The following is a 25,357-nucleotide window of genomic DNA, read 5'->3' as shown; positions in this document are numbered from 1 at the left end:
ATAAAAAGAGGTTGCACATTCAACGATATACAACCTCAATTACAAGCTAAAGTATTCTTTTGGACTGTATCCACTCACAAGATATGTGCGCTTGTCTAGCGTGCGTGCCCATAGAGCGCATCGCTCACCTCGTAAAAACTACAGCGTGACGTTACCCAAAGCTTCCTTGAAGGCTCCCGCTGCATCTGACTGCAAAGCCAAACGAGCATTAGTAGCTGCCCAAGCCGCAGGAGTGCCTGTATCGCAGCCCTCCATGGGGTCAATAACAACAGCGTACATTTCTTCCTCATCCAGCAGGCGTTCCATGGCATCGGTAAGCTGAATTTCATTACCAGCACCTGGCGTTTGATCCGCTAATAGCTCCATAATGCGAGGAGACAGCAGATAACGACCAACAATAAACAAGTGAGATGGAGCATCTTCTGGAGCGGGCTTCTCGACAAGACCAGTAACTTTCCAAACGGCACCGGCTTGTTCACCTGAAGCTTCTACACCATCAAGTGAGCCCACACATTCACCAGCAATAATGCCGTAACGACTCACCTGATCTGCAGGCACAGGAGCAACAGCAATGACAGAAGCGTTGTTATGAGCACGAGAAACCTCAGCCATCTTGATATTCATCTGCTTACCGGGAACAAAATAATCTCCCAGCAAAACAAAGAAAGGTTCACCGTCCATTTTTTTTGCTGCACAATGGACTGCATGACCTAAACCCAAGGCTTCATCCTGATATACAAATGAGACAGGCAAGGTACTTGCATCATGAACTTTTTGCGCCTCTGCCTTCTTGCCTCGAACCTCAAGCATCTGTTCAAAGTTGGTATCTACACTAAAATATGCCTCGATTTGAGGCTTATCGTGAGAGTTAACAATCACACACTCATCTACGCCTTCGGGAGCCAAAGCTTCCTCAACTACATACTGGATAACGGGCTTATCAATAACGGGAAGAAGTTCTTTGGGAGTGCACTTAGTGGCTGGCAAAAAACGAGTGCCGAGGCCTGCGGCGGGGATAATAGCCTTCATACTTTTCCTTTCACGTTACGCGTGCGGCGCTACGTGCGCACAGCTACAAATGAATTGAGAATACGTAACTGGTAGCACTCTAACCCATTTGGACTGCTTTTTGAGAGGTTTCACAGTAATAGCTGTTTTTGAACTACGTTATGCACTGCTCTATATTGTAAGAATCTGCTACCGATAGTAATGCTAGATACTGAGAAAACCAGTGCTTAATGCAGCTATATGCTGCGCAGTGGCATCCTTACCTGCACCAAAGACACTAATTGATGCGCTCAGAACCTGCTTAACTACCTGGAAAAATGCTTGTTCAGTAACTGTGGGGTTTGGATTTATAGTCATAAGCGTTCCCACACCATATGTAGCCGCAATACTTGCTAAGTCTTGTGCAAGAATTTGTATTCTAGATGCAGACTGAGCATCATCCGCCAAAGGAACATTGGTAAGTCCAATGGCATCCGCTCCTGCATCCACTAAACGCCTATGCACTGCAAACAGCTGCCTTGTATCGTAGTGAGAAGTAAAACTTGCAGCGTCAAGACTGCAAACAATGGGTCGTGAGCACACTAAATGAGCTGCAGAAACTGCACAAAGGGCATCTTCTACATTGGTCATATCTGCAATAAAAAGAGCATGAACCTGAGCATCTACTAAGGCGCGTACTTGCTCTGTATATAATGCTCGGATTTGACGAGCGGCTGGACTATCTTGTTCTGCAACATACATCTGGGCAGAGGTGATGGTGCCCAGTACAAAACGAGGCGCTGCTGCATAAGCCGCACGAACAGCTCGATTACATATTTCATAACAAGACAAATGTTCGTCTAGCTCATCAAGTAAATTGGATGTGCACCCAGCGGTTTGCGTTAAAAGAGCACTTGCTCCACAAGCAACTTGCAATTGATAGAGACTTGTTACTGTCTCTGGCTCATACTGCACCCACAATGGGCTGGGCATGGCATCAGCAGAAGGAAGCTGGGAGAGCATCTGCGAAAGATCACTTGATAGCAAGAGATTCTCACCAGCTTGACCAGTGAGAATCTTTCCAAATTCATTTGCTGCTTGTTCACAAGCATCATCATTGGTGGGGCGCTCCCACAATGAGCTGGCATAGAAACCTTGATTTGCTCGCATAATGTGCCTTCAGCATAAGTATTGCCCTCAAAGCAGTACGGGTAGCTTTGAGCTTAGTTTTGGGTAGGCCTGCTTAGCTAGTCTTCCTCGTTTTGCTCGATTGCAAAACCCTGATCTGCCAGGAATTTTGCCCAGCGACGCATGGTATCACGAGACAGTGCATGCTCCATAGTGCAGGCTTCTTCGTTTGCAATCTCAGGCGCTACGCCCAAGTCCTTCTCGAGAAATGCGCGAATTAAGCGATGCGCATGCCATACCTCGGAACCATACTCGCGACCAGCCTTAGTAAGAATAACGCGACCATAACGATTTTGCTCTACATAGCCCGCATCCTTGAGTGTGCTAATGGCCTTGTTCACGCTGGCTTTAGAGACGTTTAGCTGGTCCGCTACGTCTACAGAACGAATGCCCGCGGGGCTATCCTCGGCCATGGTAATGCGATAAATGGACTCAAGATAGTCCTCATTTGCCATAGACAGGCGATGCTCGTCGATAAAATCTTGCTCTGTCATAGAATGTACCTCCAGGCGGTAAATGTTAACGTAAGTTTACCCTAACGCCTTGGGAGCTATACGAGATATTTTTTAGAACAGCACTATATCCTGTAGCTTGGGCAAGAAATTAGTCTTCGTCTATCTCGATGGAAGCACGTTTGGCATGTGCACCCAGCTCGACGAGCTTATCGACAAAACCTTCGTAGCCGCGATCAATGTGATGAATAGCACTGATAGTAGTAATACCATCTGCTACAAGACCAGCCATGGCAAGCGCTGCGCCACCACGTAGGTCGGGAGACTTAACCTGTGCACCAGACAACGCGGGAACACCATGTACGATTGCATGATGGCCCTCAATAGTAATGTCTGCACCCATACGGTTAATCTCACTGGCAAACATAAAACGATTCTCGAAGACATTCTCGGTAATAACGCAGTTGCCATCTGCCATAGCAAGCACACACATGGCTTGTGCTTGCACATCTGTTGGAAAGCCAGGAAACGGTAGTGTTTGAATATCTACGGGCTTAAGTTTTCTTGTCCGTGAAGCAGTTACCTCATGCTCGCCGCGCTCGATGGTCATACCCATAGCTTCAAACTTGCGCAAAACCATACCCAAATGCACTGGCTCAAAGCCGCACACGCGAACGGGTCCACCAGTCAAACCACCAATAGCTAAAAAGGTTGCCGCCTCAATACGATCGCCAACAACACGATGCTCAACGGGATGCAATTCTGCCACACCCTCAATCTCTATCAGAGGAGTGCCGGCACCACGAATGTGAGCGCCCATCTCATTAAGCATGTTGGCAAGATCTACAATCTCTGGCTCACGCGCCGCATTATCAATAATAGTAGTTCCTTGAGCATAAACCGAAGCCATCATAAGATTCTCGGTAGCACCAACACTTGCAAACTCCAAGGTTACGGACGCGCCTTTAATACCATGAGGAGCAGAAGCGTGAATATTACCATGAGAAACATCAAACTCCACGCCCAGGGCCTCAAGGCCAAGAATGTGCATATCAATCTTACGAGCACCAATATTGCAGCCGCCCGGCATAGCAACAACTGCCTTACCAAAGCGAGATAGCAAGGGACCTAAGACAGCTGTGGAAGCGCGCATCTGAGCTACCAGCTCGTAAGGCGTCTCCCAGTTGTCTACCTGAGTTGTATCAATGAGAAGTTCGTGCTTACCCAAAACGGTAATCTGGGCTCCAAGACGCTTGAGCACCTTACCCATAATATGCACGTCAGAGATATCAGGGACGTTAGTCAGGGTGGTCTTACCAGGGGCCATAACGGTAGCAGCCATAAGCTTGAGCGCGGAGTTTTTTGCTCCACATACTACTACCTCACCCGAAATAGGATGACCACCCTCGATTTGAATAACGTCCATGCTACCCCCTGTTAAATTCTACTATGCCTCCATTTGCTCATAGTGAAGCAGGAGGTCACACCAGTGTATCTTGTTTTCATAATATGCGCGACGGTGGTCATTTATAGGCAACTCATCACGAGCATCCACTGCTTGCTGGCGAGTTTCTGCAACCTGCACAGGATCAATATCGTTAATGTCGCGTGCATGGTCTGCAATAATAACCACCGAGTCATCGGCAATCTCAGCATACCCACCAGAAACAATAACTTTCTTGATGTCTCCACCATCTTCGGGCAGCGCAGTCAAGCGTACAATTCCATCGCCCAATGCACAAATCTCTGCTGCATGACCTGGCCATACACCGAGCTCGCCGGTGTATGTAACCAAGACTAAAGACGCAACATTACCCTCATACAGTTGCTTATCTGGGCGCACGAATTTACAGGTAAGATATGCCATCGTTACCTCTCGTCTGCCTGTGCCTCTTGTGCCATCTTGCGAGCGCGCTCACGAACATCATCAATAGTGCCTGCAAAACGGAATGCCTGCTCAGGAATGTTGTCACACTCACCATCGATAATAGCAGCAAAAGAGCGAACGGTATCGTCAATGCGGCAATACACGCCAGGATTTCCGGTGAACTTCTCGGCAACGTGGAAGGACTGCGATAAGAACTGCTGAATCTTACGCGCACGGTCTACTGTCAAACGTTGCTCTTCGGAAAGCTCATCCATACCCAAAATAGCAATGATGTCCTGCAGGTCAGAATACTCCTGCAGCGTTTCTTGTACAGCAGTTGCAACGCGGTAATGCTCCTCGCCTACTACGGAAGGATCAAGAGCGTCAGACGAAGATGCCAATGGATCTACTGCGGGATAAATACCCAACTCAGTAATAGCACGAGACAAAACTGTTGTTGCATCCAAGTGGGTAAAGGTAGTTGCAGGCGCAGGGTCCGTCAGGTCATCTGCGGGTACATAGACAGCCTGTACAGAAGTAATAGAACCCTCACGTGTAGAGGTAATACGCTCTTGCAAATCACCCATCTCGGTAGCCAGCGTAGGCTGATAACCTACGGCAGAAGGCATACGACCAAGTAGTGCGGAAACCTCAGAACCCGCTTGGGAAAAACGGAAGATGTTGTCAATAAACAGCAGTACATCCTGACCTTGGTCACGGAAGTACTCTGCGGTGGTCAAACCAGCAAGACCAACGCGAAGACGTGCTCCTGGTGGCTCGTTCATCTGACCATAGACCAAGCATGTTTTATTAATAACACCAGACTCAGTCATTTCCAAGAACAGGTCGGTACCCTCACGAGTACGCTCGCCTACGCCTGTAAATACAGAAGTACCACCATGCTCCTGAGCAAGGTTGTTAATAAGTTCCTGAATCAAAACGGTCTTACCTACACCAGCGCCACCAAACAGACCAGTTTTTCCACCACGAACATAGGGCTCAAGAAGATCGATGGACTTGATGCCCGTCTCAAAGATTTCCGTCTTGGTAGTAAGGTCATCAAACTTGGGAGCTGCACGGTGAATGGGATAGTAGGTTACATCCTCAGGAACAGGAGACCCGTCTACCGGGCGACCCATAACATTCCATACACGACCAAGCGTAGACTTGCCAACAGGCATTTGCATAGGAGCACCCGTATCATGAACACGCATGCCACGTTGCAAACCATCTGTTGAGTCCATGGCTACAGTACGCACAACGTTATTTGGAAGCTGGGACTCTACCTCTAAAATAAGGTGAATCTCACCCATAGGAGTGGTGCCCTTAACTTCCAGTGCATTATAAATGCCAGGAACATGGTCGCTAAATTTAACATCGACAACCGAACCAACCACGCGAACAATAGTGCCATCACCTGCACTACGGTGCGAATACTCGAGCTCTGCTTCCTCGAATACGGTTCGCTCTTGTGCCTTTTCTGCCATTAGTTGTCCTCCAATGCGGACGCACCGCCAATGATCTCATTGAGCTCGGTAGTAATAGAGCTCTGCCTTACACGGTTGTACATACGACTCAGGCGCGTAATAACTTCCTGAGCATTATCCGTTGCGGACTGCATTGCGCGGCGGCGTGCACCATGCTCTGCTGCAGCGGAGTCCAACAACGCGTGAAAGATAAGGGTACGCACATAAGCGGGCATAAGGTAGCCCAACACTTCCGAAGCTGAAGGATCAAACTCAAACAAATTGTTGTAGTTATGCTCAACTTTGGAAACGGCTTCCGGAGTACGAGGTGCATTAGGAATAATCAGGTTTGCAGTCTCGATAGGAAGCACCTGCTCAACAATCAAATCTTGATCTACACGATTGCGGGCATGCTGGTAATAGATTACAACCCTATCAATGCTCTTATTGCTATAACCATCCATGACATACGAAGCAATACGATCTGCTTGGTCCATAGTTGGCTCGGACGACATACCCGAGAAGGACAACACAGGCTCAACCTTGCGAGACTGGAAGTACTCCGTAGGCTTGCGTCCACAGGTAATTAGGCGCGACTCGATGCCTTGCCTCGAAAGCTGCTCCATTTCTTTTTGCACTCCACGCTGAAGTGCAATATTAAAGCCACCAGCCAAACCGCGGTCAGAGGCAATAATGATAAAGAGAACAACTTTCGTCTTGTCACGCTGCTCGAGCAGCGGCTGAGAAGTGTCAAGACTTGAGCCCACCACAGTAGAGAGCATGCGCTTAATGGCATCCTTATAGGGAGCAGCCTGCTCTGCTCGGTCCAGCGCCTTGCGGATTTTTGCGGTGGAGACCATCTCCATCGTACGCGTAATCTGCATGGTTGCGGTAACCGAGGAGATGCGCCTTGATATCTCTCGTAGGTTAGACATGAGCTAAACCTTAGTCCTTCTCTACATCTTGAGTTGAGTCAGAAGCAGAATCCTCATTCGTAAACGAGTTGAGATGATCAAAATCACCATTGAGGAATGCCTCTTTAAACTCACCAATCTGATGCTTCATTTGATCAGCCAAAGCATCACTGATACGCTCGGAACGAACTTTGGTACGAACCTCAGGATGACGCTGTTCCATAAAGCTAGCCAACGCATCACGGAAAGGCACAATCTGGCTAACCTCAAGGTCATCCAAGAAGCCTTCCTTACCTGCAAACAGAATAATAATCTGGTCCGCTACATCCAAAGCAGCATAGCGACCCTGCTTAAGCAACTCCATCATGCGAGTACCATGACTGAGTTGGTACTGCGTGGTTGCATCCAAATCGCTGCCAAACTGAGCAAATGCCTGTTTCTCACGGAATGCTGCCAGGTCCAAACGAAGGGTTCCCGCAACCTGCTTCATAGACTTAAGCTGTGCAGAACCACCGACGCGAGATACCGAGATGCCAACATCTACTGCAGGACGCTGACCTTGGAAGAATAGACTTGGCACCAAATAAATCTGGCCATCTGTAATAGAAATAACATTTGTAGGAATGTATGCGGAAACGTCACCTTCCTGCGTCTCGATAATGGGTAGAGCTGTCATAGAGCCAGCGCCATGCGCATCATCCATCTTAACGGCACGCTCAAGCAAGCGAGAATGCAGGTAAAAAATGTCACCAGGGTATGCTTCGCGTCCTGGCGGACGATGCAGCGTAAGCGACATCTGACGATAGGCAACAGCCTGCTTGGACAAGTCATCGTAAACAACCAATACATGTCCACCTGGATGCTGAGCATCTGCAGGATTGCCGTCCTTATCGTTATACATAAAGTACTCGCCAATAGCAGCGCCAGCCATGGGAGCAATGTACTGCATTGGTGCAGAATCAGAAGCAGAAGCCAGCACAATAATAGTCTTATCGAGAATACCGTGCTGGGCCAAGGTCTCCTTAATAGCAGCAATCTTGGAAGCCTTCTGTCCAATAGCAACATAGATACAAATCAAATCGGACTCGCGCTGATTGATAATGGTATCGATTGCAATGGCTGTTTTGCCTGTCTTACGGTCACCAATAATAAGCTCGCGCTGACCGCGGCCAATGGGAACCATGGCATCAATTGCCAAGAAGCCCGTCTGAACTGGCTCACATACAGGCTGGCGATCCATAATGCCAGGAGCTTTAAATTCGATGGGACGACGTGCAGTTGCATGAATAGGACCTAGGCCATCAATGGGCTGGCCAAGAGGATTGACAACACGACCAAGCATCTCGTGTCCAACGGGAATGTCCATAATGCGACCCGTTGCACGAACTTCGTCGCCTTCTTTAATGGCATCTACTTCGCCAAACAGTACTGCACCTACGCGATCCTCTTCCAAGTTTTGAACGAGACCGTAAGCACTGTGACCCGTAGCAGAGCTTGTAAACTGTAAAAGCTCTCCAGCCATGGCAGTTTTAAGACCGGATACGATGGCAATGCCATCGCCCACCTGGGCAACAGTAGAAGCCTCGCGCTGGTCCACAGTCGCATTGATTTGAGACAGCTGCTTACGCAGCGTTCCCATAATCTCAGCCGAGCTGATTTGATCTGTCATTGCTCATCACTTCCGATATAAGTGGCAGCAAGTGATTTTCGGATGTTTGCAAGCTGTGCACGCACCGAAGCATCGTACCTGTTTCCACGAATCTCTAACACAATGCCACCCAAAATTGAGGGGTCAATGCGCTCACACAAATAAATGGACGCGTTAAACTCACGCTCAAGCTTAGTCCTAATTGCCTTACGCAATTGATCGTCCATAGCAACAGTAGTAGTTGCTGTAACCTGCACAATATCGGTCTCGTTATCCAGGATGTTTTTATACTCCTGAGCAACGCTATCGAGAAGTTCCATGTCATTGTTATTGTGCATGGATGCCAAAGTTTCAAGCACCTCTGGCAAGAACTTGAGCGCATGGTTTACCTGTACCAGGTCGGTGTTAGCCCTACCCTCTTTTTGAGCAGCCTCAATCAAAGCACGGGCGTACTGCTCGGCCTTGTTTGTCTGAGGAGTGCTACTCATGATTGGTGCTCACTTCCTCGAGGTACTTCTCGGCAAGACGACGCTGTTCATCTTCGGACAGTGCACTGCCAATAATCTTGCTGGCAATTTCCACCGAAAGGTCAACAACCGAGGTAGAAAGCTCAATCATAGCCTTCTTACGCTCTGCATCCACAGTGTCATGAGCCTTAGTAACAATAGCAGCCGCTTCGCCGCGAGCTTTATCCATAATGCGGGTACGCTCAGCCTCGGCATCAAACTTTGCCTGAGCAATAATCTCGTCCGCTTCCCTCTTTGCATCAGCAATGCCAGCCTCGTAGTCTTGACGGGCCTTCTCGGCAGCCATTTTAGACTGCTGAGCAGCGTCAAGATCATCCTGAATCTGCTGTTGACGCTTTTGCATCATTCCAAGAACCGAAGGCCAAACCAACTTGGCCAGAACAATCCAAATGACCAAAAATGCGATAAGAGCAGGGATGAACTCGGCGGGCTTAGGAAGCAAGATATCCGCACCAGAAATACCTTCTGCACGTGCAATCTGTGGCATGCAAGCAATGCTCAATGCAGTGGTTGCAGTAAGTGTGCTTACATACCCTCCCTTAAACCTCATGTCGTGCCTCCAACTCGTATGTATGATTAGTGCGAAACGAGGGTTACTACGAAGCCAATAAGTGCAAGAGCCTCAACGAATGCAGATGCAAGAATGAATACGGTAAAAAGACGACCCTGCACTTCTGGCTGGCGCGCCATGGAGTTTGCAACACCATATGCCGCAAGACCAATGCCAAAGCTGGCACCAATAACGCCGAGGGCGTAACCGATAACTCCCACAATTCCTCCTTTGTCATTCGCTCTTGAATAGAGCGATCTGTGACAGCAAACTATATGCCCAACAGATACTACCTATCTGTGTGAAGCCGTTATTCCTCTTCTTCTACCAACTGAATATATACACTAGAAAGCAGCGTAAAGACGTATGCTTGGATTACGCCAACCAAGATCTCTACACCATAGATTGCAAGCAAGATAGCAACCCAAAAAACGGAAGCTCCTGCCTGCCCCAGTGCAACCATAGAGAAACCATGCAACAATGGCTCAAAGAATAAAGATGCCAAGATTGCAAAAGTAGCCATAACAACGTGGCCTGCAAACATATTGCAGAACAAACGGACTGCAAGGGTTACAAGGCGCAAAAACGTGGAGAATACCTCGATAAGCCAAACGACTAGGTTGACGGGAAATGCTACACCCTTTGGAGCCAAGCTCTTAATGTAGCCAAACGCGCCCATGCGCTTAATCCCAACGTAGACGAAGTACACAAAGGACCACATAGCAAGTGCACCCGTAACACCAATGGTGCCCGTGCCAGGATGTCCTCCTGGAAGTAGGCCAACCATGTTGTTGATCAAAATAAAGAAAAACAAAGCAGCCAAAAATGGAAAATGCTTTTGCCAAGTATCCCCCAGGGTGCTCTTGCAGATGCCGTCTTTAACAAAATCAATAACTGACTCGACACCATTTACAAAGACACCTTGTGGAACCAAACTCTGGGCCTGCTTCCTTTTAAAAGCAAACAGAACAACAAAAAGCAAGATAACGGCTACGCCCATCCAAAAGATATAGTTAGTAAGACCAAAAATCAGGTCACCTTCAATGGGTTGGGACATAAAACTGCCAAGCAGCTCTTCCATCTCGGCTGATAGATTGGAAAGAGGATTCACGATTCGCCCCTTCTGTGAGACTCCGCTTGACTAAAAAATAAGCGAAAAGCCCTCGCTGACTCAATTCCCCAGAACACAAGGAATGTTACCACTACTGCAAACGCAAAAGCTAAAAATTGCGCTGCAACTAACAATTTTACAACTGCCATGGCTATGCAAAGAAACACATATGACCAAATAACCCCAGCTAATCCCATGAAAATAGTTGAGCAATTCTCATCTTTTTGAGCACATTCAAAAAGATATGCGCTAGGCATACATGCCACTAAAGCACAAAAAATACCCAAGCCAATGAGGGCAATTGCCATTTATAACACCTTCGTTTTATGCAGTATGACTCTATTACTATACATCTAGCTTAAAGCAAAGGTAAGAAAAACCGGCGCCGCGAACGGTGCGCGACGCCGGTCGAAAAGCGACGCGGTGATACTTAGTCGTGTAGGGCAACCCGCCCGATACTCTTACAGAGCATCCTTAATGACGATGTCGCCTTCCTTCATAATAACTTCCATGTTGTCGGGGGTCAGATCATGGATGTTATTAGCTACGTCGCCGTTTACAACCAGAAGGTCTGCGAGCTTACCAGCCTCGAGAGAACCAAACTCGTCCTCCTTGTGAACCATCTTGGCACCATTAATAGTGGCAGCCTTAATGGTGTCCATGATAGAAATGCCGGCCTTGTCTACAAAGTCATACATCTCATCAATGGTTACCCAGCCGTAAGGCGTTACGAAGGAGAAGGAGTCGGAACCGATGGTAAGGATAACGCCACGCTCGTTTGCTTCACGCAGGTTAGCGTAGGTGCGCTGAAGTTCCTTCTCGACAACTGTGTCGCCCTCATACTTGTCCAACTCGGGGGTGTATACGGGAGGATAAGTAGCATACCAAGTGGGAAGGAAGCCGATGGTTGGGGTAAAGAAGGTGCCCTGCTCAACCATAAGATCCATGGTCTTGGCATCCAGCTCAAAGCCGTGAATGAGCTGCTCGCAGCCACAGCGTACAGAATCATAAGCTGCGCTTACGTTGTTGTAGGAGTGAGACCATACGGGAATGCCAACCATTGCGGCCTCTTCGCATACAGCCTTAATCTCTTCATAGTTATAGTGCTGGTCACGACCGGAATCCCAGTGCCAAATGCCACCACCAGTTGCCCAAATCTTAATTGCATCGGGGTTCTCGCGAAGGCGACGACGAACAGCCTTGCGGAGATCCCAAGGACCATCTACCTGATCGCCCCAAGGATGAGAATCCTTGTTGTGATCCTGGCGTAGACGGTGGGAGTCACCGTGGCCTGCGGTACGGCAGAAGCCCAAGCCGGTTGCGAAAATGCGGGGACCCTTCATGATGCCCATGTTAACAACGTCACGAACTGCAATACCGTTGCGACCAATCTCGCATACCGTAGTCAAGCCGTGGGTCAAAGCATCATAAGCCTGCTTTACAGCAACAGTCTGCTTCTGAGCTACGGACTCAATTACCCAGTCGTTGTCATCATCGGTCAGGTTGCCAGAGAAGTGCAGGTGAGTGTCGATAAGACCAGGCATAATGGTCTTGCCAGTAATGTCGCGAACCTCATAGCCCTCAGGAATCTCGGTGCGAGGACCAGCGTAGGTGATCTTCTTGTCATCAACCAACACCAAGCTGTCCTGAACAGGAGCAGCACCAGTGCCGTCTACCAAAATACCACCTGCGAATGCGTACTTTGCCATACAAACCCCTCCAAATTCCAAACTCTTTTTACGAACCTTCCTTGTACTAACGTACCTAACTTGTGTTTAGACTTCTTGCCTTAAGCGACCTTAAGCACTTGTCGTCTTCTTAGATCCAAAGGCGAGAAGAATAACGAAACCAACAACTACCCAACTAATAGTGATAGCCCACTCAATGGTGTTAAGAGCTGCAGGGCTAAAGGGCACTACCATAAGGGCGATGATGATAAGACCTGCACAAATTGCAGCTAAAATACCGGCCATACCACCGTTAACCTTGTAAGGACGCTTAAGATCGGGCTCAGTCTTGCGCAATTTAAGGCATGCAAAACCGGCCATGGTGCATGCGAAGATGAAGCCAAGCGAAGCTACATTGGTCAGAGGAACCAGCATGTTGCGACCCAAGAATGGTCCAATAAGCGTCAAACCTGCCAATACATAGTTTGCCGTCTTGGGAGCACCTGTCTGGGGATCAATCTGTGCAAAAGACTCAGGTAGCATTTGCTTGCGGCCAAGAGCCAACATTAAACGTGTGGATGCGCCAAAGAATGCGTTCATTGGGCCCAGAGGTCCAAGTGTTGCAATGATGAGCATGGCAATATAGAAGAACAAATTAATGCGCTCCAAAACTGCCAATGCAGGAACTGCGGGAATAACAAAATCATGCCAGTCAATGATGGTGCCAAATGCATAGATGCAAATGAGGTAGAAGCCACCGGATGCAAGAAGTGCTAATGCGGGAATGATGCCAAATTTCTTCCAATCCAGACCTTCGGAAGCCTCTTCGGCTTGCTGAGGAATGGTATCAAAGCCTGCATAGAAGAACGGCGTCATTACCAATACCGCAACGATGCCTCCCAATAAGCTGGTTGCAGTAGTATCTCCACCTGCAGTGTTGCTTACCTGTGAGAAAACAGGCAGAGCATGAGAAGGAGAACCAGTTGCAAAAGAAATAACCATGGCCAAAATCATGCCAGCCAGCAATGCCTTTGTAAGGAAAGACGAAAGCTTAGCTGCTGCACCTGCGCCGCGGAAATTAAGGAAAATAACAAGCACGGCAAAACCAAGAGCAATAACAGTTGGCCACAGGTACACGTCTGCACCGAGCAGAGTGTACAACTTAACCGAGCGCAACCATGCAAGAGCAGGAAACTCTGCAAAACGATCGGTAAGCAAAGTAGAAATTGCAATTGCCTCCCACGGACATAGTGGAGCGTTGCCCAACAGAAGCATCCATCCCGTAAGGAAACCGAGTTTACGACCGTAGGTACGGTCTACATACTCAATAATTCCTCCCGAAATAGGAATTGCTGCAGTAAGCTCGCCAAACACCATACCAATAGGAACAAGGAAAAGTGCTCCTAATGCAAAGGCAATCATTGCAGGGATTGGGCCGCCGCCCATAACCATCCAATTGCCTACGAGCAAAACCCAGCCCGTGCCAATAATGGCGCCAAAGCCAATGGTAAAGAAGTTAAAGAGTGAAAGCTCCTTTTTCATCCCACCCGCAGCTTCGGCTTGTGTGTTCTTGTCTGACATTACATCCCCTCCCTTTTCATCCAATCATTTGTTACGTATTGGTGCACCCAACAACAAATTTTTACTTGACCCTAGAATACGAACTCGCTATAGCAACAAGAGCACCGTTTACTTTGAGTGTGACTTTCAATTTGATAATCGGAAATTATTTGATGATTAACGGTTTGATAGGTAGATAACAACAATAAAAGACAGCATATTTTTGCCTCTATATTCATCTATATGCTTCCAGCGGACAAAAACACTCCTTTTAGAGAATAGGGCTGTGGCACAACCTATTTTTTGCAAGCAGACTGTGGATAATAAAACAGACAAAGGAGTTGCATGAAGTATTTTTCTAAAGACAGTATCGAACGTCCTCGCCTACAAAAGACCTTGTCGCTTTGGAACCTGTTCACCATTGCCTTTGGTGCAATTGTTGGAACCAGTTGGACTTTGTTGGTGGGCAATTGGATGGTACTTGGTGGCGGACCTTTGCCAGCCATGTATGCCTTTTTGCTTGCTACCATTATTTTGGTGCCCATTGGTTCGGTCTTTAGCGAGCTTGCCTGTGCTATACCCGTTGCGGGCGGCGCGGCTGAACATGCCTTTAGAGCCTTTGGTGAGATACCCGCATTCTTATGTGGCTGGTTCTTATTGCTCAGCAATGCCCTTATTTGTCCTTGGGAAGCCATCGTTATTTCTAGTTTGCTCTCCGATCAGGTGGCAACATTTCCAGCATTTACCTGGCTTAGAAGCATTAAGCTCTACAGCATTATGCATACAGATATATATGTATGGCCCGTGCTCATTTCTATTGGGTTTTGTCTGTGGGTTATTCACAGTAATTTACGCGGCGTACAATCCGAAGCCCGTCTCAGTGCATTTTTAGTAAAACCACTTCTTTTGGGCATGGTTCTTACACTTCTAATCACACTCTTTGCAGGATCTGCAGCAAATGCGCTTCCTACCTTTGTTCCTATAAGTACAAGCGCCTTAGGTAATACAAGCGCACGTAATTTGCCCGGAGGCATTGTTGCCGTACTTGCCATTGCACCGTTTTACTATGCAGGGTTTGATACCATCACTATCCATGCTGGTGAAGCAGCTCGCGGCATTAATTGGTCAAAATTTGGCAAAGTTATTTCGCTTGCCATTATTGCAGCTGGATGCTTTTATTTGGTATCTATCTTCTCTTTTGGCACTTTGATGCCCTGGAGAGCATTTGTCCAAAGCCCCAGCCCTGCTCTTAGTGCCCTTAAACAGCTTAATATTTTTGCATACACAGCTATTATTGGCGTTATGATCTTTGGATCACTCGGCCCCATGAATGCGTTTTTGGGAGCCTCTTCTCGTATAGCCTATGGCTTAGCACGGCGTCATCAACTTCCTGCCAATCTTGCGCATCTTAACGAGAATGGCAATGTTCCTGACAATGCCTACTATATCTTGGCAGGCGTCACCGTGCTTGGCCCCTTCCTAGGGCATGCAGTGCTCACACCTCTAGCAACGGTTGCCTCCGCAGGCTTTATTTTCTCCTGTGTAGCTGCTTCATTTAGCTGTTTTAAACTGCGTTTTAGTGAGCCTGAACTTGCGCGCCCCTACCGCGTGCCAGGCGGCATCATTGGCATTATTATTGCCTGTATAAACAGCCTTATCTTGCTCTTTTTTATTGTGACGCCCGGTGTTCCCAGTAGCCTTACTCCCTTTAACTGGCTAGTTCTTGTGCTGTGGACCTGTTTTGGCTATGCCCTGCGACACAGAGCACGCAAGGGTTGGGCAAAACTTCCTCATGAGGACACCGAACTTGTCTTAGACACCGAAATGAGCGAACACTAACTTATGCACTAATTCGTAATACCAAGCTCTGCTTTTACAAATGCAGCCTTACGGCGCGAAATAGGTAGCATCTCTTGGCGATCATGGAGAGACAATTCCAAAAGACCATGTTCAATTGGATGGACTTTATTAATTTGACTTTTATTCACAATGAAGCTCTTATGAATGCGAATGAATCCCTCTGTTGCAAGACGCTTTTCCAGAGTACTCATAGAGCTTTTTACCAGATAGGAGTTATTCTTGGTATACACATTGGCATAATTGCCACGGGCTTCTACATACACAATAGTATTGATGAGAATATAGGTTTGTGTATCGCCTTGCTCAACTAACATACGAGGCTCTGTAGTTGTAGGCTTACCCGATTGCGAACGCAGTGCTTCAACCTTATCAAGCGCATGCTCTACTCGGTCAAGTTCCACCGGTTTGAGTACATAGTCAACCGCATCCAGATTGTAGGCATCGGCTGCAAATTCCGCGTAGGCAGTCACAAACACAACTGCAGGTGGATTTGTGAGATTCTGCAAAAATTCAGCCAGTTGCATACCGCTCGTACCAGGCATAGAAATATCTAAAAATACAATATCAATCTGCTCTTCTAGGATGGTCAACATGGCAGCACTGACACTGCCAGCTTCCTGCACCTCTGCCACGCGAGCATCCTGCTCAAGCAGATAGCGAAGCTCCGCACGAATAGGCGGCTCATCGTCAACTGTTAATACCTTCCAGGAGTTCATCTTTCTCCCTTACAAACCCGAGCATTGTCTTTAACTCATAGCGTTTATCTGCTGTAATATATGATTACAAATATAACGCTATTCGATGATTTTTATTCTACGTGGTGCACCAACAAGCGTAAAACGCACAGTCGTTCCTTCTCCAAGCGTAGACTGAATATCAATCCCCGACTTGAAATCGAAAAAATACCGTACACGAGACATTACGTTGCATAGCGCCAATCCGCAGCCCTTTTGAGTCGTCGACTCGGTACGTGCATTGCTATCAAAGGCCGTTGCTAGAACTTCGGGAGACATCCCAACGCCATCATCTGCCACCGTTATTTCCACACCATCATCAATAGCCTTGCTGGTAAATACAATATGTAACGGCTCTATTTCACGCATGCCATGCTTAATACAGTTCTCCAAAATTGGTTGAAGAATGAAGGGCGGCACCAACAAATCTGCTGTGTCTACATCCAAATTGGAAGTAATGCTTAAACGATCTTCTCCATACCGTGCCTGCATGAGGTTAATATAACGCATACCTTGCTCAAACTCACGCGAAAGCGGAATGAGACTTTCTGAATCTCCGAGGGTTTGTCGATAATAGTTTGAGAAGTCAATAAGTAGCTTACGAGCGCGACCTGGATCTGTTCGTACTACAGAAACAATAGTACCAATAGTATTAAACAAGAAATGAGGGTCTACCTGCGATTGAAGGGCACGAAGTTCAATTTGAGAAGAGCGCTTAAACTGCTGCTCCAGCTCGTATGACACAAGTTGCGAAGATAATAGTTCGCCAAAGCCTGTGGACAGTGCAATCTGACGCTGATCAATTTGGCTGGCACGCGTGTAGTACAACTCGATGGTTCCCACAACCTCATTGTGCACCTTAAGAGGAACTACAATACCCGCACGCAGGGGAAATAAGTCATTTGATGGCACTTCATCGCGATAAAAAATTTGCATTTGACCCGTCTTAACCGAATCTAAAGTTGCCTGGTTAACCGGGTGACCCATAGGGTATTTATCGGTATTTTTGCCTGCTGTTGCAAGCATTTGCACGCCATTGGTTACCGCAATTGCGCTTGCAAATGTTTCCGGCAAAATGATAGAACATACACCTGCTGCCATCTCTGGTGATAAGCCCTGAGCAGCAAACGTAAGAAGTTGTGATGCCGTTTGAAGCGTACGGTCTGTTGCTGTAAGCGTAAGGTCATCAGGCAAAACCATTACGTAGGCATAGAAGAAACATAGCAAAACAAAGGCGGAAATGATCACGAGTGCAGGCACTGGGTTGGGATTGGTGCGCAACAGCATAAATAAGAGCACCAGCAAAAAGATTGAGCTGCCCACCAAAAGATAACCCACCATCTTGCTTACGGTATGGGCCCAGCGCGTGCGATTGCGATATTTTTTAGCGAACACCGGTGACATACATACAGGTTTCTTTTGCAGCTTGCAAAATGACTATTTGGTTCCGTAAATACGGTCGCCCGCATCACCAAGACCAGGAAGGATGTAGGCATGGTCATTGAGCTGACGATCAAGAGAGCAGGTATACAGCAAGACGTTGGGATCAAAGTCCAAAACAGTCTTTACACCCTCGGGAGCAGCAACCAAAACCAATGCGCGCACATCAGTTGCGCCGGCCTCACGCAAAAACTGAATTGCAGCGGTAAGCGAGCCGCCGGTTGCCAACATAGGATCAACGATCAAGCAGGTACGATTAGCAACATCGGAAGGAAGCTTGCAGTAATACTGATGAGGTTCATGAGTTTCTGGATCGCGATACATACCAACGTGACCAACACGTGCAGAAGGAACCAAGCTCAACATACCATCTACCATGCCCATACCAGCGCGTAAGATGGGAATAATAGCAACTTTCTTACCAGCAATACGCTTGCAGGTTGCCGTCTCCAAAGGAGTTTTTACCTGCACGTCTTCCAAAGGAAGATCACGCATAGCCTCGTAGCCCTCAAACATAGCGAGCTCGGTTACCAGCTCACGAAATTGCTTAGTGCTGGTTTGCTCATCACGCAAAATATGAAGCTTATGCTGTACCAGAGGATGATTAACAATCGTAAGACGAGACTCGTCAAAATTAGACATGAAAGTTCCTTTCGTAAAAAGACCTATTTGCAATGATGAGACGACATAGGCTCTGCACCTACTCAGCTACACCACAAAAGTTTGCATCATCCTCACGCATGATTTTCTCAACACGCCCTGTATGACGCCCACCACCAAACTCGGTAGTCAAAAACTCCTCTACAATTTGCTTGTTTAGGTCAAGCGCTGTAAAGCGACCAGAAATACACAAAACATTACCATTGTTATGCTCGCGGAAAAGATGGGCAAACTCAGGGGTTTGAATGACAGAGGCACGAATACCAGCGATTTTATCCGCGGTAAGTGCCATACCAATACCCGTACCACAAATAAGAACGCCACGATCCGCTTGACCCGCTGCAACAGCACGTGCAACTTTATCGGCAAAGTCAGGATAATCCACGCGGTCCTCATTGGAAGGACCAAAATCACGTACTTCATGCCCTAAGGATTGCAGATACTCGACAAGGGGTGTCTTCTGGATAAAGCCAGCGTGGTCGGATGCAATGGCAATGCGCATACAAGCTCCTTAAGTCATAATTCTTGTACGGTAAGCGTACCGCAAAATAGAGGTGAGGATGTAGGAAGATGACAAATTAGCGCGAGATAGTCTTGCGAACGGCGGCACGCCAACCGGCCAGTAGTTGTTCACGCTCTAAGCCAGTAATAGCGGGGACAAAAACATCTCCGTGACAAGCCAAGGAGGCCACTTCTTCGCGACTATCCCAAAAGCCCTGTGCAACACCTGCAAGATAAGCTACGCCTAAAGCGGTTGTCTCGTTTTGGGGTGTACGTACCACTTTAATATCCATAAGGTCTGCCTGGAACTGCATAATAAAGTTATTACTTGAAGCACCACCATCTACCTGAAGTGATGTAAGTTCCTGACCAGAATCTGCCTCCATAGCCTTAAGAATGTCATAGGTTTGATAGGCCAAAGACTCGCAGGCTGCACGCACCAATCGTGCACGATCAACGCCGCGCGTAATACCGCAGATAACACCACGTGCCCCCGCATCCCACCAAGGAGCGCCCATGCCACTAAAAGCAGGTACAATATAACAGCCACCCGTATCGGGTACCGATAGCGCAATTTGCTCGGACTGAGCAGCATCGGCTATGAGCCCCAAGCCATCACGCAACCACTGGATAACAGAGCCCGCCTGAAACACTGAACCTTCTAGTGCGTAGTCTATGTGACCATCTTCGGCAATACCAATGGTTGTCACCAAGCCATTTTGTGAATCTGTGGGCTTCTCGCCAAGATTCATAAGCATAAAACAGCCGGTCCCGTACGTATTTTTAACGCTGCCAGGTGTAAAGCAACAGTGCCCATACAACGATGCCTGTTGATCTCCCGCAACACCATAAATGGGCGGCTGATGCGACATAATATCCGAACTCACGCGACCATAACTTGCATTAGAGGGAAGTGCTTCGGGCAGCATAGACATAGGCACCCCTAAAATGCTGCACAAATCCTCATCCCAACACAAACGATGGATGTCAAACAGCATGGTACGGCTAGCATTGGTGTAATCCGTTGCGTGCACTCCGCCTGCGGTCAAGTTGTAAATAAGCCAACTATCAATGGTGCCACACAACAAATCCCCGGAAGCAGCCATTTCCTGTGCGCTATCAACATTTTCTAAGATCCATTTGATTTTAGTTCCCGAAAAATACGCATCAGGAATAAGACCTGTGCGCTGACGAATAAGATCGCCATAGCCATCGGCGATAAGGGCATCAACAATAGGCGCAGTACGACGGCACTGCCACACAACCGCATTGTAGATGGGTTGACCAGTACGTCCATCCCACACCACAACCGTCTCACGCTGATTAGTAATACCTACTGCACAAATCTGATCCGAGCGCACACCACTTTTAAATTGCACTTCTGCCATACAGGCAATCTGAGCAGAAAGAATTTCTACTGGATCTTGCTCTACCCATCCAGGATGGGGATAGGAAATAGAAATTGCCCGCGAGGATTGGGCAACTTTCATGCCGTACTCATCAAACAAAATAGCGCGTACGCTAGTAGTTCCAGCATCTAAACTCATGACATACTCACGAGTATTACGTGAGTTAAAGGTATGAGCACCAGAATAAAGTGTTTGTGCAGCAGACATGCTGTGCCTTTCTTGCTTGTTAGGACAAAATACGATGCCCCAAGACCTTCTCGATTTGAGAAACCGGGACCGCACCACGACGAAGAACGCGAGTCTCACCTTCGGTGCAATCGATAATAGTGCTCGGTCCATGACATACATTAGGAATGCCGTGGAAGACAAGATCTGCAGCCTCAATCATGCGGGAATCAAGCTGCGAGAAATACTTAGGAACCTCATGAAGATGCCGGTTGGCACTACTTATGATAAGCGGTGTACCACAGGCATGAATGACACCAGCCACAAGAGGATGTGAGGTCATGCGGATTGCTACAGTCTCATCTGGGCGTGCCAAGGCCTGCGGTACCGCAGCAGATGCATGAACCACTAAAGTAACAGGTTGAGGCCACATCTTACTGGCAATCTCTACCGCATCTTCCGAAAGCTCACAACCCAGTACCTCTAACTGATGCCAAGATCCAACCAACCAAGGAAACGCCGATGCACGATGACGCTTCTTGAGTGCATATAAACGCTCAACACCATTGGAGATTTTATTTTTACGCAGCATCAAGGTAGCCATAAGATACGTTGTGTCCGATGGCATAAGCACCAAGCCGCCATTGCATAACACCGACACTGCATCGTCTATGTCACGCGCACTTGGATGGATGCAATTGCATATACGTACTGCTCCATCAGTACTCATGAGCCAACTCCCCCATGTAAAGAGATTAGTCATAGATACTAGGTAGTTACAGATATAACGTGATTAACTCAATGACGGAGTCATATTTCGATGAATGGAACGCACATTCGGTAATGTGCGTAAAAAGATACTATTTATGTATATTTTTCTCGAGCCAATCGATAAGCTCCTGAATGACGTTTGAACGATCTGGTTCAAGTTCGTTGAGAAGTTCGTGGCGAGCACCTGCAATAATTTCGAGCTCCGTACGGTCCAAACCAGCCTTACGATACGCCTTAAACACACGCACTGGGCCAGCGCCATTTGCGCCTACGGGATCTTTTTCGCCAGAAATAATAAAGATAGGAAGCTCTTGCGGGATGCGAGCTATTGCCTTGGAGTTTTGCGCCTGCTGCAACAAGTCCGCCACCACTTTATAGCCACTGAGCGAGAATATCCAGCCACAAGCTTGATCATCTGCATAAGCTTGTGAAGCCTGAGGATCTCGCGAAAGCCACTCATAGCCGTTGAGTTTTCCCTGTTGCTGCATGGTTTTCTCGGCAGATGTTAAAGTGATTTTTTTGTTATAACCACCAGCGGCCAGATTATCCACCATCTTTGAGCGGTAACCCCAACCGTGGATACACGCCTGACTAGCCAAGAATAGTTTGAGAGCCGCGGGGCCAACCTGCCAATTAGTACCCATAATGATGGCACCTGCTAGACCCTGGGCATGCTGTGTAAGATAGGCACGTGCCACAAACGAGCCCATAGAGTGCCCAAAGAGCACGTAGGGCAGCTGAGAAAAACGCTGCTGTACAAGTTTGCGTAAGCTGTGCTGGTCTTGGATAAGCTGTTGAGCACCACAAGCAAGATCATATATGCCACGGCAAGCGGAATCAGGCGTCGTAGCACCATGACCTAAATGGTCTATACCGCAAGCAGCAATACCCTGCTGGCAGAGCACATGTGCAAAAGATTGGTAACGTGCAATATGCTCAGCCATACCATGTGCAATTTGCACAACAAGTTTAGGCTGGACCGATTGGCCATTCTTGGCTGGTAGCCACAAATGTCCACGACAAGTGGTGGTGCCATCCGCAGAGATAAAGCTTAGCGGCTCATACAGTACGAAGCTTGGCAATTCGGACTGAAGCTGATTGTTTGCGTCATTATAGGTAGAAGTATTCATGCGAGCTCCAGAATGTATGCAAAACTATTGGCTGTTTACTGGTTAACTACACGCATAATATTCGAACTTGCAATGGCACCTTCTCGCAAAATCGTTGGGCGACCATTACATTCTCCTACAATTGTAGAAGCAATAGCCAGTGGTGCAGGACCTGCATCGATAATAAGGTCTACTTGCTCAACGAGCTTCTCATCAATCGATGCACCAGATGTAGCCGCAGGCATTCCATGGATATTTGCGCTTGTAGTGGCAAGCGGCATACCAAGACGCGCAGCAAGTGATCTAACTAGATTGGAATTAGGCACGCGTACAGCCACAGATCCATCTGCCTGGAGATACTCTTTGGGTAAGTGAATTGCCTGCTGTACCACCAAGGTAAGAGCGCCTGGCCAAAACTCTTGAGCAAGCTGCGCCATCCATTGAGGAACAGAGTTCGCATATGCAAGAAGGTCTGTAAAGTCTGCAATGAGCAACGGTAACGTTTGTGTACGCTTGCGCTGCTTGATGCTAAAGATACGCTCGTGACCTGGGTTGTGAGTAAACGCGGCACAGCCAATGCCATACACGCTATCAGTAGGCATAATGCACACGCCACCATCTGCCAAAACCTGTGAAGCAGTAGTAATAACTTCTGGATTAGGATTGTGTTGATTGGCCGTAACAATGGTGCTCATAGTAGTCCTAGTCTGCCAGCGTACAGGATAAAATACGAGGTCTATGCGTTAAATCCTCTACAATGCGAATAGCACTCCATACGCCTTGAGCCTGAGCTAGTGCAGCTGCAGCATCAAGTGAATCTTCATAAAGCTCCACACACAATAAGCCGCCAGGACACAATACTTTAGGTGCCACTTCAAGCAGGCGTCTAAAAACATCAAGACCATCAGCGCCACCATCTAGAGCAAGTTCAGGCTCATGATCCTTAACTTCTGCGGGAACTTCATGTTCCAAAATAGCCGTAGGAATGTAGGGCGGGTTAGATATGAACACAGAAAATGTGCCCATAAGCTCAGAATCTATGCCAGATACAAGATCACACTCTACAATATTTACCGCACTTTCCAAAAAAAGTGCATCACGATTGCGTGTAGATAAAGCAATAGCCTTGGGAGAAATATCGGTTGCAACAACCTGCGTTCCAGGGCGTTCGCTGGCAATAGAAAGTGCAATACAACCCGTGCCAGTGCCTACTTCCAACACATAACGAACAGCATTGTTGTCTTGCGCATTGTAAGCATCAAGCGCTTCAAGCGCTACATCTACCAGCATCTCTGTTTCAGGACGAGGAATGAGCACGCCTTCTTCACAGCGTAACACGATGTGCCTAAAGGGCATCTCGCCCGTTACATACTGCAGCGGCTCTCCCTTGCCACGACGTTCTACAGCCGTGTGCATGCGAGCTAGTTCTTCGGATGTAAGCGGCTTATCAAAGTTTGTGTAAATTTCCACACGTGACAAACCTGTTACAGCATTAATAATCCATTCCGCAGATAAACGGGGATGCTCGTCGCTCTTACGCTCCAAGTACCCCGTAGTCCATGCAAGAATTTTGCCTATTGTCCAGCTTTGTTCCATGTGCAGCGTCTATATGCTTTCGTTTGTTGAGAAAAACGTATAGGTATAAAACTTAGACAGCCTGCGCGAGCTTCTCGGCACGCTCTGCTGCAGCAAGCGCCTCAATAACGCTGGGTAGCGTATCACCCAAAAGTACACCGTTGTAGGTACCGTTAAAGCCAATGCGATGATCGGTTACACGATCCTGTGGCTGATTGTAGGTACGAATCTTCTCGGAACGGTTACCATGGCCAATCTGGCTTTGGCGTTCTGCTCCCTGCTCGGCCTGCTGACGTTCCAACTCCATCTCGTAGAGACGCGCACGAAGCATCTGCATACAAACCTCGCGGTTTTGGATCTGCGAGCGCTGATCCTGAGACTGAACAACCGTATTGGTGGGAAGATGCGTAATACGAACTGCAGAATAAGTAGTGTTTACACACTGACCACCAGGACCAGAAGCACAGTAGGTATCAATGCGCAAATCTTCCTGTGCAATCTGAATATCAATCTCGTCTGCTTCAGGCAAAACTGCTACGGTTGCAGTAGACGTCTGAATACGTCCCTGAGATTCGGTCTTGGGAACACGTTGTACTCGGTGAACACCACTCTCAAACTTCATGACGGAGTAGACTTTATCGCCCAAAACCTTAAATTCAATAGTCTTGAAGCCACCTGCATCGGAAGGACTCGAAGATAAAATCTCAATCTTCCACTTACGAGAAGAAGCAAAGCGCTGGTACATATTAAAGAGATCGCCTGCAAAAATGCCTGCCTCATCTCCACCTACACCTGCACGAATTTCTACAATGGTATCCTTTTCGTCATTGGGATCGCCCGGAATGAGCATAATTTTAATCTCATCTTCAAGACTAGGCAGTAGTGCTTCGTTAGCGGCAATATCCTCCTGCAGCATGGCCTTCTCACCCGCGTCTGCATCATGCAACATTTCCTTTGCTGCTTCAATATCATCCAAAGCCTGGAGATACTCACGGGCCTTTGTTACAAGGTCAGCTTGACCTGCATGCTCTTTTGCAATGCGTGCATACTCTTTGGGATCCGAGACAACGGCAGGATCAACCATCTTCTTCTCGAGCTCTTCATATGCAGCGATGAGCTTTTCCAACTTGTCACGCATGTTAACTCCTCAAAATATGTCACACGACCGCGCTGTCATGCCACACGAATGTTTGCTT

At 47.7% G+C, this 25,357-nt stretch carries 26 protein-coding genes; 1 reads left to right on the top strand and 25 read right to left on the bottom strand.

Annotated features, from left to right (window positions below; genetic code table 11):
• Window positions 1–138: 138 nt before the first annotated feature.
• The 15 genes from G469_RS0102705 to G469_RS08120 all read right to left on the bottom strand — a co-directional run bounded on the left by G469_RS0102705 (window position 139) and on the right by G469_RS08120 (window position 13,958).
• Window positions 139–1,029, bottom strand: coding sequence for a UTP--glucose-1-phosphate uridylyltransferase (locus G469_RS0102705; RefSeq protein WP_028263737.1), 891 nt, complete (start codon window positions 1,027–1,029; stop codon window positions 139–141).
• Between the two features lie 183 nt (window positions 1,030–1,212).
• Window positions 1,213–2,157, bottom strand: coding sequence for a homocysteine S-methyltransferase family protein (locus tag G469_RS0102700; protein ID WP_028263736.1), 945 nt, complete (start codon window positions 2,155–2,157; stop codon window positions 1,213–1,215).
• 77 nt (window positions 2,158–2,234) lie between these two features.
• Complete coding sequence (locus G469_RS0102695) at window positions 2,235–2,669, bottom strand: metal-dependent transcriptional regulator (protein WP_028263735.1); 435 nt, start codon at window positions 2,667–2,669, stop codon at window positions 2,235–2,237.
• Window positions 2,670–2,778: 109 nt separating this feature from the next.
• Window positions 2,779–4,053, bottom strand: coding sequence for a UDP-N-acetylglucosamine 1-carboxyvinyltransferase (murA, locus tag G469_RS0102690; RefSeq protein WP_028263734.1), 1,275 nt, complete (start codon window positions 4,051–4,053; stop codon window positions 2,779–2,781).
• 21 nt (window positions 4,054–4,074) lie between these two features.
• Window positions 4,075–4,494: an ATP synthase F1 subunit epsilon gene (atpC, locus tag G469_RS0102685; RefSeq protein ID WP_028263733.1), complete on the bottom strand. Its 420-nt coding sequence runs from the start codon at window positions 4,492–4,494 to the stop codon at window positions 4,075–4,077.
• 2 nt (window positions 4,495–4,496) lie between these two features.
• Window positions 4,497–5,981, bottom strand: coding sequence for a F0F1 ATP synthase subunit beta (atpD, locus tag G469_RS0102680; protein ID WP_028263732.1), 1,485 nt, complete (start codon window positions 5,979–5,981; stop codon window positions 4,497–4,499).
• Window positions 5,981–6,895, bottom strand: a complete 915-nt coding sequence (atpG, locus tag G469_RS0102675) for an ATP synthase F1 subunit gamma (protein WP_028263731.1) — start codon at window positions 6,893–6,895, stop codon at window positions 5,981–5,983. Before atpG ends, atpD begins: the two co-directional genes overlap by 1 nt.
• 10 nt (window positions 6,896–6,905) lie before the next feature.
• Entirely contained in the window at window positions 6,906–8,543 is a 1,638-nt protein-coding gene (gene atpA, locus G469_RS0102670) for a F0F1 ATP synthase subunit alpha (RefSeq protein ID WP_028263730.1), read from the bottom strand.
• Window positions 8,540–9,010, bottom strand: coding sequence for a F0F1 ATP synthase subunit delta (locus G469_RS0102665; protein ID WP_028263729.1), 471 nt, complete (start codon window positions 9,008–9,010; stop codon window positions 8,540–8,542). The genes atpA and G469_RS0102665 overlap by 4 nt, the downstream gene beginning before the upstream one ends.
• The gene (gene atpF, locus G469_RS0102660) at window positions 9,003–9,599 is read right to left on the bottom strand and encodes a F0F1 ATP synthase subunit B (protein ID WP_028263728.1); all 597 of its coding nucleotides are present in this window, start codon (window positions 9,597–9,599) and stop codon (window positions 9,003–9,005) included. Before atpF ends, G469_RS0102665 begins: the two co-directional genes overlap by 8 nt.
• Window positions 9,600–9,625: 26 nt before the next feature.
• Window positions 9,626–9,820 carry an ATP synthase F0 subunit C gene (locus tag G469_RS0102655; RefSeq protein ID WP_028263727.1) on the bottom strand — a complete coding sequence of 65 codons (195 nt, stop codon included), beginning with the start codon at window positions 9,818–9,820 and terminating at the stop codon, window positions 9,626–9,628.
• Between the two features lie 89 nt (window positions 9,821–9,909).
• Window positions 9,910–10,710, bottom strand: coding sequence for a F0F1 ATP synthase subunit A (atpB, locus tag G469_RS0102650; RefSeq protein WP_028263726.1), 801 nt, complete (start codon window positions 10,708–10,710; stop codon window positions 9,910–9,912).
• On the bottom strand, window positions 10,707–11,018 hold the full coding sequence (locus G469_RS0102645; protein ID WP_028263725.1) for a hypothetical protein: 312 nt from the start codon (window positions 11,016–11,018) through the stop codon (window positions 10,707–10,709). The genes atpB and G469_RS0102645 overlap by 4 nt, the downstream gene beginning before the upstream one ends.
• Before the next feature lie 153 nt (window positions 11,019–11,171).
• A complete protein-coding gene (locus tag G469_RS0102640) occupies window positions 11,172–12,419 on the bottom strand; it encodes a metal-dependent hydrolase family protein (RefSeq protein WP_028263724.1) in 1,248 nt (415 codons plus the stop codon).
• 90 nt (window positions 12,420–12,509) lie between these two features.
• Window positions 12,510–13,958, bottom strand: coding sequence for an APC family permease (locus tag G469_RS08120; protein WP_035425318.1), 1,449 nt, complete (start codon window positions 13,956–13,958; stop codon window positions 12,510–12,512).
• A 324-nt stretch (window positions 13,959–14,282) separates the two neighbouring features.
• Here G469_RS08120 and G469_RS08115 point away from each other — a divergent pair, with 324 nt between their 5' ends.
• On the top strand, window positions 14,283–15,776 hold the full coding sequence (locus tag G469_RS08115) for an APC family permease (RefSeq protein WP_051353719.1): 1,494 nt from the start codon (window positions 14,283–14,285) through the stop codon (window positions 15,774–15,776).
• Between the two features lie 8 nt (window positions 15,777–15,784).
• Here G469_RS08115 and G469_RS0102625 read toward each other — a convergent pair whose 3' ends face one another.
• From G469_RS0102625 to prfA, 10 genes are all read right to left on the bottom strand, one after another.
• Window positions 15,785–16,513 (bottom strand): LytR/AlgR family response regulator transcription factor, encoded by a 729-nt coding sequence (locus G469_RS0102625; protein WP_028263723.1) that lies wholly within the window; start codon window positions 16,511–16,513, stop codon window positions 15,785–15,787.
• A 78-nt stretch (window positions 16,514–16,591) separates the two neighbouring features.
• Window positions 16,592–17,935 carry a sensor histidine kinase gene (locus tag G469_RS0102620; protein WP_028263722.1) on the bottom strand — a complete coding sequence of 448 codons (1,344 nt, stop codon included), beginning with the start codon at window positions 17,933–17,935 and terminating at the stop codon, window positions 16,592–16,594.
• A 33-nt stretch (window positions 17,936–17,968) separates the two neighbouring features.
• The gene (gene upp / locus G469_RS0102615) at window positions 17,969–18,613 is read right to left on the bottom strand and encodes a uracil phosphoribosyltransferase (RefSeq protein ID WP_028263721.1); all 645 of its coding nucleotides are present in this window, start codon (window positions 18,611–18,613) and stop codon (window positions 17,969–17,971) included.
• Between the two features lie 58 nt (window positions 18,614–18,671).
• Complete coding sequence (rpiB, locus tag G469_RS0102610) at window positions 18,672–19,133, bottom strand: ribose 5-phosphate isomerase B (protein ID WP_028263720.1); 462 nt, start codon at window positions 19,131–19,133, stop codon at window positions 18,672–18,674.
• A 76-nt stretch (window positions 19,134–19,209) separates the two neighbouring features.
• On the bottom strand, window positions 19,210–20,748 hold the full coding sequence (gene glpK / locus G469_RS0102605) for a glycerol kinase GlpK (RefSeq protein WP_028263719.1): 1,539 nt from the start codon (window positions 20,746–20,748) through the stop codon (window positions 19,210–19,212).
• A gap of 19 nt (window positions 20,749–20,767) precedes the next feature.
• The gene (locus G469_RS08865) at window positions 20,768–21,436 is read right to left on the bottom strand and encodes an L-threonylcarbamoyladenylate synthase (RefSeq protein WP_051353718.1); all 669 of its coding nucleotides are present in this window, start codon (window positions 21,434–21,436) and stop codon (window positions 20,768–20,770) included.
• A 130-nt stretch (window positions 21,437–21,566) separates the two neighbouring features.
• Window positions 21,567–22,607, bottom strand: coding sequence for an alpha/beta fold hydrolase (locus tag G469_RS0102595; protein ID WP_051353717.1), 1,041 nt, complete (start codon window positions 22,605–22,607; stop codon window positions 21,567–21,569).
• A gap of 35 nt (window positions 22,608–22,642) precedes the next feature.
• The gene (locus G469_RS0102590; protein ID WP_028263717.1) at window positions 22,643–23,281 is read right to left on the bottom strand and encodes an L-threonylcarbamoyladenylate synthase; all 639 of its coding nucleotides are present in this window, start codon (window positions 23,279–23,281) and stop codon (window positions 22,643–22,645) included.
• A gap of 7 nt (window positions 23,282–23,288) precedes the next feature.
• Window positions 23,289–24,182, bottom strand: coding sequence for a peptide chain release factor N(5)-glutamine methyltransferase (gene prmC / locus G469_RS0102585; protein WP_028263716.1), 894 nt, complete (start codon window positions 24,180–24,182; stop codon window positions 23,289–23,291).
• A gap of 52 nt (window positions 24,183–24,234) precedes the next feature.
• On the bottom strand, window positions 24,235–25,299 hold the full coding sequence (gene prfA, locus G469_RS0102580) for a peptide chain release factor 1 (RefSeq protein ID WP_028263715.1): 1,065 nt from the start codon (window positions 25,297–25,299) through the stop codon (window positions 24,235–24,237).
• Between the last annotated feature and the right edge of the window lie 58 nt (window positions 25,300–25,357).

The sequence above is a fragment of the Atopobium fossor DSM 15642 genome, assembly GCF_000483125.1.
GTDB lineage: Bacteria > Actinomycetota > Coriobacteriia > Coriobacteriales > Atopobiaceae > Atopobium > Atopobium fossor.
Note: the sequence above shows the minus strand (reverse complement) of the source record. Positions and strands in the feature narration are given on the sequence as shown.

What these genes read in the sequence shown, in the direction of transcription:
- G469_RS08120 (WP_035425318.1), bottom strand. Translation starts at nt 13,958, where the DNA reads ATGTCAGACAAGAACACACAAGCCGAAGCTGCGGGTGGGATGAAAAAG.
- rpiB (WP_028263720.1), bottom strand. Translation starts at nt 19,133, where the DNA reads ATGCGCATTGCCATTGCATCCGACCACGCTGGCTTTATCCAGAAGACA.
- prmC (WP_028263716.1), bottom strand. Translation starts at nt 24,182, where the DNA reads ATGGAACAAAGCTGGACAATAGGCAAAATTCTTGCATGGACTACGGGG.
- G469_RS0102695 (WP_028263735.1), bottom strand. Translation starts at nt 2,669, where the DNA reads ATGACAGAGCAAGATTTTATCGACGAGCATCGCCTGTCTATGGCAAAT.
- G469_RS0102645 (WP_028263725.1), bottom strand. Translation starts at nt 11,018, where the DNA reads ATGGCAATTGCCCTCATTGGCTTGGGTATTTTTTGTGCTTTAGTGGCA.
- G469_RS0102640 (WP_028263724.1), bottom strand. Translation starts at nt 12,419, where the DNA reads ATGGCAAAGTACGCATTCGCAGGTGGTATTTTGGTAGACGGCACTGGT.
- atpA (WP_028263730.1), bottom strand. Translation starts at nt 8,543, where the DNA reads ATGACAGATCAAATCAGCTCGGCTGAGATTATGGGAACGCTGCGTAAG.
- prfA (WP_028263715.1), bottom strand. Translation starts at nt 25,299, where the DNA reads ATGCGTGACAAGTTGGAAAAGCTCATCGCTGCATATGAAGAGCTCGAG.
- murA (WP_028263734.1), bottom strand. Translation starts at nt 4,053, where the DNA reads ATGGACGTTATTCAAATCGAGGGTGGTCATCCTATTTCGGGTGAGGTA.
- G469_RS0102625 (WP_028263723.1), bottom strand. Translation starts at nt 16,513, where the DNA reads ATGAACTCCTGGAAGGTATTAACAGTTGACGATGAGCCGCCTATTCGT.
- G469_RS08865 (WP_051353718.1), bottom strand. Translation starts at nt 21,436, where the DNA reads ATGAGTACTGATGGAGCAGTACGTATATGCAATTGCATCCATCCAAGT.
- G469_RS0102705 (WP_028263737.1), bottom strand. Translation starts at nt 1,029, where the DNA reads ATGAAGGCTATTATCCCCGCCGCAGGCCTCGGCACTCGTTTTTTGCCA.
- atpC (WP_028263733.1), bottom strand. Translation starts at nt 4,494, where the DNA reads ATGGCATATCTTACCTGTAAATTCGTGCGCCCAGATAAGCAACTGTAT.
- atpD (WP_028263732.1), bottom strand. Translation starts at nt 5,981, where the DNA reads ATGGCAGAAAAGGCACAAGAGCGAACCGTATTCGAGGAAGCAGAGCTC.
- G469_RS0102700 (WP_028263736.1), bottom strand. Translation starts at nt 2,157, where the DNA reads ATGCGAGCAAATCAAGGTTTCTATGCCAGCTCATTGTGGGAGCGCCCC.
- G469_RS0102595 (WP_051353717.1), bottom strand. Translation starts at nt 22,607, where the DNA reads ATGAATACTTCTACCTATAATGACGCAAACAATCAGCTTCAGTCCGAA.
- atpG (WP_028263731.1), bottom strand. Translation starts at nt 6,895, where the DNA reads ATGTCTAACCTACGAGAGATATCAAGGCGCATCTCCTCGGTTACCGCA.
- G469_RS0102590 (WP_028263717.1), bottom strand. Translation starts at nt 23,281, where the DNA reads ATGAGCACCATTGTTACGGCCAATCAACACAATCCTAATCCAGAAGTT.
- upp (WP_028263721.1), bottom strand. Translation starts at nt 18,613, where the DNA reads ATGTCTAATTTTGACGAGTCTCGTCTTACGATTGTTAATCATCCTCTG.
- G469_RS0102620 (WP_028263722.1), bottom strand. Translation starts at nt 17,935, where the DNA reads ATGTCACCGGTGTTCGCTAAAAAATATCGCAATCGCACGCGCTGGGCC.
- glpK (WP_028263719.1), bottom strand. Translation starts at nt 20,748, where the DNA reads ATGTCTGCTGCACAAACACTTTATTCTGGTGCTCATACCTTTAACTCA.
- G469_RS08115 (WP_051353719.1), top strand. Translation starts at nt 14,283, where the DNA reads ATGAAGTATTTTTCTAAAGACAGTATCGAACGTCCTCGCCTACAAAAG.
- G469_RS0102665 (WP_028263729.1), bottom strand. Translation starts at nt 9,010, where the DNA reads ATGAGTAGCACTCCTCAGACAAACAAGGCCGAGCAGTACGCCCGTGCT.
- atpF (WP_028263728.1), bottom strand. Translation starts at nt 9,599, where the DNA reads ATGAGGTTTAAGGGAGGGTATGTAAGCACACTTACTGCAACCACTGCA.